This window comes from bacterium (assembly GCA_030247525.1).
Classification (GTDB): Bacteria; Electryoneota; JAOADG01; order JAOADG01; family JAOADG01; genus JAOTSC01.
This window is the reverse complement of record JAOTSC010000166.1, coordinates 1-7,247: the sequence shown is the minus strand read 5'-3', so window position 1 is coordinate 7,247 and position 7,247 is coordinate 1. Positions and strand designations below refer to the sequence as shown.

Annotated in this window: 8 protein-coding genes; all 8 read right to left on the bottom strand. The window is 48.7% G+C overall.

The features are described from left to right. Nucleotides 1–89: 89 nt before the first annotated feature. A complete protein-coding gene (locus tag OEM52_12575; GenBank protein ID MDK9700974.1) occupies nt 90–548 on the bottom strand; it encodes a cyclic nucleotide-binding domain-containing protein in 459 nt (152 codons plus the stop codon). An 18-nt stretch (nt 549–566) separates the two neighbouring features. Next, nucleotides 567–1,757, bottom strand: a complete 1,191-nt coding sequence (locus tag OEM52_12570; GenBank protein ID MDK9700973.1) for an aminotransferase class I/II-fold pyridoxal phosphate-dependent enzyme — start codon at nt 1,755–1,757, stop codon at nt 567–569. A gap of 97 nt (nt 1,758–1,854) precedes the next feature. Further along, entirely contained in the window at nt 1,855–2,277 is a 423-nt protein-coding gene (gene mce / locus OEM52_12565; protein ID MDK9700972.1) for a methylmalonyl-CoA epimerase, read from the bottom strand. Nucleotides 2,278–2,393: 116 nt separating this feature from the next. Beyond that, a complete protein-coding gene (locus OEM52_12560) occupies nt 2,394–3,047 on the bottom strand; it encodes a deoxynucleoside kinase (GenBank protein ID MDK9700971.1) in 654 nt (217 codons plus the stop codon). A gap of 84 nt (nt 3,048–3,131) precedes the next feature. Then, a complete protein-coding gene (locus OEM52_12555; GenBank protein ID MDK9700970.1) occupies nt 3,132–4,025 on the bottom strand; it encodes an SDR family oxidoreductase in 894 nt (297 codons plus the stop codon). Between the two features lie 178 nt (nt 4,026–4,203). Further along, nucleotides 4,204–4,869: a hypothetical protein gene (locus OEM52_12550; protein MDK9700969.1), complete on the bottom strand. Its 666-nt coding sequence runs from the start codon at nt 4,867–4,869 to the stop codon at nt 4,204–4,206. Nucleotides 4,870–4,871: 2 nt separating this feature from the next. Continuing rightward, entirely contained in the window at nt 4,872–5,792 is a 921-nt protein-coding gene (locus OEM52_12545) for a DUF5683 domain-containing protein (protein ID MDK9700968.1), read from the bottom strand. A gap of 69 nt (nt 5,793–5,861) precedes the next feature. Then, nucleotides 5,862–7,247, bottom strand: a 1,386-nt coding sequence (locus OEM52_12540; GenBank protein MDK9700967.1) for a hypothetical protein, incomplete at its 5' end; no start/stop codon positions are given.

Sequence of the window (7,247 nt, the reverse complement as noted above, 5' to 3'; positions counted from 1 at the left end):
TCTCTTCCAACGACACTTCCGGTGAACCGGTATGCGAACGGGCAGGAGTGTCTTCCGCTCCTGCCCGTTTCTTTCCATTCATGTTTACATCACCAGATAATATTGTTGCGTACCAACAGGGTCGTATCGCGAATGCGAGAAGCGAGTATCGCTCCGAGATTATGCATTAAACGATAGCCGAACTCAAAATCGGTTTCGCATAATTTAATGACATCCTCCGCATGAAACCGGAAGACTGCTACTTCAGTATCTGCCTGTACCGACGCAGAACGAGGCGCGCCATCGATTACAGCAAACTCCCCAAAGATTTGACCGGCACGAAGGCTAATAATCGACTCCATTCGATCCAATGAACCGGGTACAAAGAGCGTTATCGATACTTTTCCCTCGGCGACGATGTAGAAATCACGGTCTCTGCCGTCTTCGAGGATTATTTTTTCCCCACGGGAAAAGTGTACTTTTTGCGCCAAATTTCCAATCGCAGTAATTTGCGATTCGCTCATTCCCTTCAGCAGGCGAGCGCCTTCGAGTAGTCCGCGCACATCCATGAATACCCCCTTCTGTGGTTACACTTTTTGTAGCGCTTGTCCTAAATCGTCGATGATATCCTGATACGATTCAATACCTACCGACAATCTAACTAAACCAACATCCAAGCCGGCAACTTTTAACTCGTCTTCTGTGTAGCTACTATGGGTTGTGGATGCGGGATGAACAATCAAAGTATCACAATCGCCCAAAGAGACAGCATTTGTCGCTAAGATAACATTATCGAGGACGGTTTTCCCTGCATCGCGCCCCCCTTTCAAAACAAAAGAGACCATCCCGCCAAATTTCAACATTTGCTTTTTCGCCAAGGCATGCTCGGGGTGAGTCGTCAAACCGGGATACCAAACTTCGGCAACTTTGGGATGGAAAGCAAGATACTGGGCTACTTTTTGGGCATTCTCGCAATGGCGATCCATTCGCACCGCTAAGGTTTTCAAACCCCGCAGTAATAAATACGCACTAAAGGGGGACATAATGCCACCGACTTCGTGCTCGATTACTCGAATCTCTTCCATCAACGCTTTCGAGGTTACGACAATCCCGGCAACAACATCACCATGACCACCGATGTACTTGGTTGCGGAATGCATTACAATGTCGGCACCCATCACAAGTGGTTGCTGCAAGTATGGCGTAGCGAAAGTATTGTCGACCACAAGTAGGATATTGTGGCGTTTTGCGATCTGAACACACGCTTCGATATCGACTAACCGAATCGTTGGATTGGCCGGAGTTTCCACCAAGAGTATGCGAGTACGGTCGTCGATTGCCGCTTCAACTGCAGCTAAATCGTTACAGGGACGCTCGCGGGGTTCAATGGCAAAGCGGGGCATCACTTTCAGTCCAAGACCATGGGTACCGCCATAGACCGGACTTGTTACTACATAGTTATCGCCACTCTTGCAGAAGGCAAAGAGAATCGCGCTGATAGCCGCCATACCGCTGCCGAAGCAAGCCGCGACTTCTCCCTGCTCCAGAAACGCCAGTTCTTGTTCCAACGCTTGTACGGTGGGGTTGCTGATCCGACTGTAGATAAATCCGGTTTCAGTCCCGGCAAAGAGAGCTGCGCCATGGTCGGTATCGCGGAAAGCAAAAGTCGAGGTTTGGTAGATAGGTTGGGCGACTGCGCCAGTTCTGGGATCGGTGCCGCCAAAACCATGAACGGCGAGAGTGGGAAAACTCCACTTCGGATTGATATGCGAACTCATTGCGTCCTCAATTGCGGGTGTCGGTCGTAAACGGAAACCAAATTAATACGTGGTTTCGATTGTTGTCACCGAAGCGAATCTTCGGTTGTGATTCACTTCATGCGTGATCGATTTGCGATAATTCCACGAGAATGCCGCCGGTAGATTTCGGGTGGAGAAATGCGATTAGTTTTCCACCAGCGCCCTTGCGCGGCTTGGTGTCAATCAGTTGAATGCCTTGACTGGAAAGGTATGCCAATGCCGCTTCCAAATTGTCGACTCGAAATGCCAAGTGGTGGAATCCTTCCCCTTTTTTCGCTATAAACTTGGCAATCGGTGATTCTTCATCGGTCGCGTTTAACACTTCCAAATGAATAGATGATACATCATGCATTTCAGTAACGACATGCTGATCAGCGATGGTTTCGGAACCGAGATTCGGAATGCCCAACGTGGCAAAGAATTTCGCTAAGGGGTCTTTCGACGAAGTTGCGATACCGATGTGATCGATCTGGAGAATTCGAAACGGTAGTTCTGACATGATAAACTCAAACTAAAACAGATGATAAGATGAGCCGGGCGCAGATATGGCGTGGAGAAAATTTTCAACAGCGCCTTTACGCGCTGTGAATAAGGTACTAAGGAAAACAGTGCGCTTCAAGCTATTGGTAGAAACGATAGTTGGCTGCTGGCGCGCACGGTGGCAATAATCCGGTCGGATAAGGCTTCAGCACCTTCGTTATCGATTTCTGCGGTCTCGAACACCAATACATGCGTTAGCGCTCGAGCCCGGTCGATCCATGAATCGTAGGCATCGTTTAGCTCGGTCAAGTATTCAATGCGAATAGTCTTCTCGGATTCGCGACCCCTTGATTGAATACGATCCATCAACACTTTGACAGGAGCCCGCAAATAAACAATGGCGTCCGGTGGGCGGAGGTACTCCATCATGCATTCAAAAAGGGAAGAATAGTTATCAAACTCGCGATCCGTCATAAAGCGTTGCTTATGCAACGTTCGAGCGAAAATCTCGACATCCTCATAAATTGTCCGGTCTTGGATGGATGGCCGTGGACTCTCGAGGATTTTCCGTTGCGCTTCAAATCGCTTCGATAGAAAATATATTTGAAGATGAAAACTCCACCGTTCCATATCGGAGTAGAAATCATCGAGATAGGGGTTATTGATGACCGGCTCGAACCAAGGCTCCCATCCGAGCTTCGCCGAGAGCAAATTGGTCATCGTGGTTTTACCCACGCCGATGTTTCCGGCAAGGGCGAGGAACGGTTGTCGATTATCTAAGTGTGACATAGTGGATCGTTTCGAATGGTTCAGGTTCCAACATACAAAAGAATCGGGGGGGAAAAAACTCTTTTCTGCGACTGCGATTTTTCATTAACACCGCGTTGAATTCTGGTTCCACTCGAAAGTAAGCGCTTCAGGCAAAGAAAGCGGAGGTTGTGAAAGTATCTGCTTGGCTTTCGTTAGATCAAATGTCAAATCGCGGGGTCGCGGTGCCGCAGAAATCGATTTATACGAACAAGGGCGTAAGCATTCGGTAGAGTAGCCGAAATGGTTTGCAAGCTGATAGGCAAACTCCGCCCGGCTCACTCCCTCCACTCCTCCGAGTTGGAGCTTACCGGCGACCGGTGAACGTGCTACCTCATATAACCGGTCGGCAATCCACTTGACTGATACGGTACTGCGAATCTGGTCGGTGAATACTGGCGAAGGGATTTGTAACCGTAACCGCTCCAGTAACCCGGTCGAGAAGGAGTCGCCAAACAACGCTCGGCTGCCGAACATGACTGAGGAACGGATGATTAGATTTTGCGGCGACGCCGCCATTACTAACCGTTCCCCTTGCAGTTTGGTTTCACCGTACCATTGCAACGGTTTCGGCGAGCTCATCTCCGTGTAGGGCGCTGCTTCGCCATCGTAGACCATGTCAGTCGAGAGGTAAACCAATTTTGCCTGATACTTACATGCAAGCCGAGCTAACTCACCAGTTGCCATCGTATTAATCTCATAGGCAGTGTCGCGTTGGGAATCGCACTCATCGGGTTTCGATGACGCGGCGGTGTGGAGAATCGCCTGTGGTTTTACATCGGTAATGATGCATTCAAGCTCGGTAACGTCGCGGATGTCACACGGAATCCAAGTAACATTTTCGTCGTTATCGGTTCGATTGGTTCGATAGAGGGCAACGAGTGAAACATCGACTGGCTTGCGGACAACGATATGTCCGCCGAGAAAACCAGATGCGCCAGTTAACAGAATTCGTGTCATGAGAACAATGAATAGCGAGGATCAGGTGTTTTCTACGAACAATGAATAATTTCTAATGACAGGAACAAAGAACGCAGACAGGATTGTCTGCGCTACTGTCTATCCAACTGGGATTGCTTCGGCGCGAAGCGCTCTCGCAATGACCGGTAAGGCAAGATTGTCTGCGCTACAGAAAAAATTACCAGTTGTAAGATAACTTCATCGCAGGGGTATCGGAGTTGGGAAGTACCGATACACCTACTTTTGGGACTTTCAATGCTTTTGCTTGAATACGGTCGTAGCGCGACGCTTCAATCGCCGAGATAAAGTGATTAATAACTATCGCCCCCACCGCAAACTTAACCGCGTCGGACATTCGATCGGCTTTAATACGGATGTTCTTGAATCGTATGCGTTGATCGGAATCGCTCCAATTCCACTGGTCGGCTGGATCGAGGTATTGCCGCTCGAATGCACGTTCGCGTTGGCGGGCTTCGTTGAACTCCGCTGTCGTATTCCAATTTCCCATGTCTACATAGAAGTTATGACCTCGAGAACGACCATCCGGTAAGCCGCCATACACTGCTGCTATCGAACGATAGTCTGCTTCAAGCCAATCAGCATATTCCCCGATTCCAATCGACGTGGCAATCAACGCGATTTCCGAAGTAAAAAAAGTTACCGCCGTACTTTTTCGCCCTTGCTTCCATTGTCCCCAACCTGGAACTAACAGTGATTTAAAAAACGCACCAGAACCTGCCGGAGGAGCGCCAGTACGACGCGATGGCAAGGGTTGCGCAACGGCAGCACTACTGAAACTAATCAGCAGCACTGCCAAACCACAAAGTTGCAGAAATCGTTTCATGCTCAGAATCGTATCTGTAGTGTCGGCATCGCAACCATTTCATTTCCGAACATTTTCGGTTCGAGCCGGAAACTGGTTTCCATGCCTTGGGAATTATGCTTTTTGACATACATGGCAGCCTCTACCGCTGACGCAACGTGATTGACCATGACAATCATAAACATGTTGTTGCCCATCTTGAGCAATTGGTTCGAGTCGTACCGCATGTCGGCGTACTTTTCCGCATTCTTAGAAACGCCATTCCAAACGCCAACACTTGCACCAGTAGTATCATCGCCGTATTGGTCGTTCCAAGCAAAGCCGAACTGGGTTAGGTACTTACCAATCATTTCATAATACTGCTGATCGCGATCACCGGGAAGTTCATGGGTAAAGTTGGTCGGCAACCACCATGAACGGTCGTGCAAAGTTCCGGTACCACCAGTCCACGGGAGATTATCCCATTCTACACGAGTACCTGGGAAGGGATTTCCTGATAAACCGGATTGTCGATTTGGTAGTGTTCCCAGTATTGCCAGTTCGTACTCTTTGTTACGATACTGGAGTTGCATCCAATTGGCATCGGCAAATTTCTTGAATTCGTCATCTTTGTCGTTGCCTTGCATGGTGTAGGAAATCGCGAGCGCCCACAATGCAACCTCGACCCCCATGAAAGTATATCCCTTCCACTTTTGTCCGGCATAGAATTGACCAGCGCCGGGAAGAATCGCTGAGAGAAGGACTGCTTTCCCCATATTGAGATTATTGGCGGGGGCGACAGTGGTATCACCTGCTGGCGCGCCGCTTTCCATTTGTGCCAAAACTTGCACTTGATTTTCATATAGCGCACTGCTCAAGGGTGTCGGCAGTGCAGTCGGCTCCGCAGCATACAACGCTGTTGCCGCAAGCAGTAACAGTAATACTGAGTTATTTCGGATAAACATTATTCCTCCCATTTGACGACTACCAATGCATATAAATCTACTATGCAACAGTTGTCCTCGCTTTTCGTATTATTTCGACAAGTTGTGTACCGACGATGGCGTTCGTGCACCGGTCGGCGGCTGAGTAAATCCAAATAAAATTGTAAAGTAGAAACGCCAATCAGGATCGTAGACGGTAGTGACATTGTTTTCGACTACTGTCACCCGATCCAAGCCGCGAGCTGCGGCAAAGGAAATTGCCGTCGGGAACGAGTAACCGGATACCGCGCCAAACCGAATCTCAGCGCCAGCATCGCGCACCCATTTCGCATGCTCGACATCGCCGCGGAATGCTGTTCCTACATCGCCAAAGAGATTAAAATAGAGATCAGTGGGATGAATCCACCCTAACCATTGCTTCTTTCCTTCGGGTCGCCAGATTGGCATCTGTTGTTTCAGTTGCGCAATCGCGGTCCGAGTACCACCCAAACTATAAAACGAATAACCGCGCATTCCGTAGAGTCCGCCGGCATAGAGATGGAAAAACGGATCGACTGTCCGGTCGATGTAACCGATTACTGCCGAAGGAGCAACAACAAAGTCACGCCACCATTTGTAGTAATAATCGAAACTCGCGTCGATCTGCCAATAATTATAGGGGACGTACACTTCCTGCAATGTTAATTTCTCGGCGTTTACTGTGAATCCCTCGATGAAATTGTTTTGCGCTTTCTGCACTTTTACCCCGAATTGATAGCCACCGGCAGGATGGATATCATTCGTTATGCTGCGGGAAATCGCCGACTGAACTATCGAAGCAACAAAGCTTCTGCCTTTAAAATATGTGTAGCCAAACGCTGGTGTTCCATCGTCGAAATCGAGTGCAGCATTGTAGCGCGACATTATTGTGTACAACGATGCAACAGTCTTTTCATCGATGTTGTAGCGAAAACCGACATCCAATTCGTACAGCGTAAACTTGTACTTAATGCCATAGGTCGCGTAAATCGGCTCGGCAGTTGCGCCGGAGCCGCGCTGACCGATAATTTTATAAGTATCGTCAAACCGTTTATCATCTTGGCGAACGATGTTATAAAAATCCATGAACAACACTGGCGGGAGTTGCCGGTAATCCGCTGACAAGTATAAATCGTAATCGGCTTTACCATTGATTGCGAATCCACCAAAGAGATTCAACTTCTCGATGTAGTCACTGGTATAAGCATAAAAGCCGGGCTTGAATTTACCGTAATCCCACGCCAATCGCGGCAGAAAGTAAGTCTTCTCAAACGTCGGTTTGTATATCTCCGGCTTGGTTTTGGTCGATGATGTATCGAGTGGCGCTGATTTTGGAATCGTCTGCGGATAGTTCTGAATGTATGTCATATTCGCTCGATCCACCGGTGTGATTTGTTCGAGCAACGCGAGTTTGTAGCCATCCCACTCATAGCGTGAGAAGGCGATTTTGGTACCATC

Coding starts and splice junctions, on each gene's coding strand:
- OEM52_12575 (MDK9700974.1), bottom strand. CDS start 548: ATGGATGTGCGCGGACTACTCGAAGGCGCTCGCCTGCTGAAGGGAATG.
- OEM52_12570 (MDK9700973.1), bottom strand. CDS start 1,757: ATGAGTTCGCATATCAATCCGAAGTGGAGTTTTCCCACTCTCGCCGTT.
- mce (MDK9700972.1), bottom strand. CDS start 2,277: ATGTCAGAACTACCGTTTCGAATTCTCCAGATCGATCACATCGGTATC.
- OEM52_12560 (MDK9700971.1), bottom strand. CDS start 3,047: ATGTCACACTTAGATAATCGACAACCGTTCCTCGCCCTTGCCGGAAAC.
- OEM52_12555 (MDK9700970.1), bottom strand. CDS start 4,025: ATGACACGAATTCTGTTAACTGGCGCATCTGGTTTTCTCGGCGGACAT.
- OEM52_12550 (MDK9700969.1), bottom strand. CDS start 4,869: ATGAAACGATTTCTGCAACTTTGTGGTTTGGCAGTGCTGCTGATTAGT.
- OEM52_12545 (MDK9700968.1), bottom strand. CDS start 5,792: ATGTTTATCCGAAATAACTCAGTATTACTGTTACTGCTTGCGGCAACA.